General features: G+C 59.8%; 3 protein-coding genes. 2 read left to right on the top strand and 1 reads right to left on the bottom strand.

Going from position 1 to position 2980, the window contains the following annotated elements; translation table 11 throughout:
* Positions 1-120: 120 nt before the first annotated feature.
* Positions 121-765, bottom strand: a complete 645-nt coding sequence (locus tag JOY90_RS04770; RefSeq protein ID WP_291690002.1) for an enoyl-CoA hydratase/isomerase family protein — start codon at positions 763-765, stop codon at positions 121-123.
* Between the two features lie 59 nt (positions 766-824).
* On the opposite strand from JOY90_RS04770, the gene JOY90_RS04765 reads away from it, so the two are divergent.
* Together JOY90_RS04765 and JOY90_RS04760 are read left to right on the top strand one after the other, a co-directional pair.
* Positions 825-1739 carry a LysR family transcriptional regulator gene (locus tag JOY90_RS04765; protein ID WP_291690001.1) on the top strand — a complete coding sequence of 305 codons (915 nt, stop codon included), beginning with the start codon at positions 825-827 and terminating at the stop codon, positions 1737-1739.
* A gap of 405 nt (positions 1740-2144) precedes the next feature.
* Entirely contained in the window at positions 2145-2975 is an 831-nt protein-coding gene (locus JOY90_RS04760; protein WP_291690000.1) for an alpha/beta fold hydrolase, read from the top strand.
* The last annotated feature ends 5 nt before the right edge of the window (positions 2976-2980 follow it).

Raw genomic sequence — 2980 nt, 5'->3', positions numbered from 1 at the left:
CGCTTCAAATCGCGCTGCAATGTAACCGGCGAGCGACAGCGCGCCTCAAGCACCTTGCGATCTTTCCTCGAAAGGTGGACTTCTCTTGCTTCGGGTATCATCCCGATCTTGAATCACGACTCACCTTCTAAGAAAAGGGGGTACTAGGCCGTATGCCTTGGCGGTCTCGGCGTCGATGACGGCGCCGGTGAACATCATCTCGAGCGCGCGCGGATAGCCAACCCGCCGGGCGAGCCGCCAGCTGCCGCCGAAGGCAGGCATGACCCCGCCCATCGCCTCGATCTGCCCGAAGCTCGCGCCGCGTCCGGCAAAGGCGAGGTCGCAGCCGAGCACGAGTTCGCAACCGCCGCCCAGCGCCGGTCCTTCGACAGCCGCGACCGCCGGGAACGGCAGAGCCTCCAACGCCGCCACCAGTGCATGGCCAGACGCACTGAAGTCGCGGGCAGCGTCCGCCGACATGTCGGCGAGTTCGGCTACGTTCACCAAAAAAGCCTGCGGATGGTCTCCAGCGATGATGAGCGTACGCAAGTCTTCGCGCGCCTTCAGTTCGTCCAACGCCTCTTTCAACGCGTGCTTGCCGGCGATATCTAGGCAGGTTGCGCGGTTGAGCTTTAAGATTGCGACGTTGTCTTCGACGGCGATCGGGAAGCTAGGGTGATGACGTTGCACATATCGCTGGCCTGGATCCAGGGTGACCTCCTCGGCTCTCACTCGCGCGCAAGGCAAAAAGACCGCCGACGAGGCGAGCCTTTCACTCAGCGGCAATGTAACGCCGTTCTAGGTATTTGTTGAAATCGCGATTTTTTGCTGCTGATATTGAGTCCATGGATACCGAGAAGCTCGATCTGAATTTGCTCGAGGCGCTGGAGGCCCTTCTCGCGGAGCGAAATGTGACGCGGGCCGCCAAGCGGCTGAACTTGAGCCAACCCGCGCTCAGCAGCCGGCTCACGCGCCTGCGCTCGATGTTTGGGGATGAGCTCTTCGTGCCGACATCAAGGGGCGTGTTGCCGACGGTGCGCGCCCTCGAGCTTCAGCAACCGCTGCGGGAAGCGCTCGATCGCCTGCGGGTCATCCTGGGTACGAGAAACGAATTTGAGCCCGCAAGCAGCCGTATGAGCTTCGCTCTTGCTGGATCGGACTACGTGCAGGTCGCAATCCTGTTGCCTTTCCTGCTCGAGTTGCGATCGGAAGCTCCTCGGCTTCGCGCGCGGGTGCTGTTCAGCGACAGTCGAACCGTCGCATCAGAATTAGAGCAGGGTGACGCCGACGTCGCGTTTTTGCAGCCTGAACGCGTTAACGGCGCGCTGCGATCTCAGCTGATCTTCATTGAAAGGTACGTTTGTATCGCACGAAAAGGATCGTTGGCTTCAGAGCGCATGACGTTAGATCGGTTCCTTGCAGCAGACCACGTTGTCGTATCGCCGCGAGCGGAGGGTTTCCGCGGCGCTACGGACGCGGCGCTCGAAGCGCTCGGTTGCGAGCGAAACGTATGTTTCGCCGTATCATCGTTCGTTTTCTTGATCGAGGCTGTGTCGAAATCCAATCTGATCGCTGTGGCGCCAAGACGTTTGGCGCTCGCCAACGCTGACAAGCTTGACCTCTTTGACGCACCCCTGGCCATTCCCGATTTCTCGATCGCAATGATCTGGCACGACCGCACTCACCAGCATCCAGGTCACCGCTGGCTCAGGCAACGGCTGGCAGATTTTTGTAGTTTTGCGCCTGGCGCAGTACGCTGAGTCGCGAGCCTGGGGCCGAGAAGCGAACAATACTCCGCGACGATACATGACGGCGAAGACGCGCCTATCATTCGCGCAAAAGCACCGACTGTCACCCAGACCAACATCTTCACCATGCCTGATGGTGGACAGCAGCTGCTGATCGATTATCTTTCCCAAGCGGCGCAAGTCGCCCGCGAGGTCGAAGGACGGATTTCGGCAAACCTCCGTCGAAGCCTCGACGGCACGCGGGTCGTCAACTGTGCACCGTAGCTCCGGACAATGCCGAACCGGTCCGTGGAGCAATACAGCTTCGTGGATAGCTCTCCATTAGCCCTGGCACCTCTGAAGGAGCCGCTCGATCAATCCTGATCAAGCGGCGTGCTCGTTTAGCAACTATTCCGGCAACAACGGAGGAGAACTCATATGGCAACATTCGTCCTTGTTCCCGGAGCGGGCGGCATGGCTTGGTATTGGCACCGCGTGGCCCCGCTTATTCGCGCGGCGGGGCACGACGCCATCGCGGTCGATCTGCCTGGCGACGATAGGAACTCCGGTCTTGTCGCGTATGCGGACATCGTAATCCGGGCGATCGCGAAACGACGTAACGTGATACTCGTTGCCCAGTCGCTGGCGGGCTTCACGGCGCCCCTCGTTTGCACGCGTGCGCCCGTACGGGTAGTCGTGTTCGTTAACGCGATGATTCCAAAACCCGGCGAGACCGCTGGTGCATGGTGGGACGCAACTGGGGCAGTTGAAGCGCGGCAACAAACTGCAAAGCGCTGCGGCTATGCAGTGGAATTCGATGTAGGAACGTACTTCTTGCACGACGTGCCAGAGGAAGCGTTGCGCGCCGGTCCGGGCAAACCACGCGAGGAATCTGAAACAGTTTTCGGCGACCCTTGCCGTTTCGAGCGCTGGCCCGATATCCCTATTCATGTTCTTGCAGGAAGAGACGACCGCTTCTTCCCAATCGAATTTCAACGACGTGTCGCGCGCGAAAGGCTAGCAAGAGAGGTAGAGGAAATTCCAGGTGGTCATCTCGTCGCGTTGTCTAATGCGGAAGGACTAACCGAGCGCCTTCTTGCATATGCGAAGGGACTGGCGCCCGAAATGGCGCGCCATCCCAAAGCTGCCGGCGATCCCAAGACGGCGAACGTGACTACCGCACCTACTTCATCAATTGACGGGAGTGCCGATGGTTGCGACAGGCCAAATCGTTCCAGGCTTGAGCAGCCCCGAAAAGTGGCCCAGTAAACTTT

The sequence above is a fragment of the Bradyrhizobium sp. genome (genome assembly GCF_019242285.1).
Classification (GTDB): Bacteria; Pseudomonadota; Alphaproteobacteria; order Rhizobiales; family Xanthobacteraceae; genus Bradyrhizobium.
This window is presented reverse-complemented; position numbering and strand designations above follow the sequence as displayed.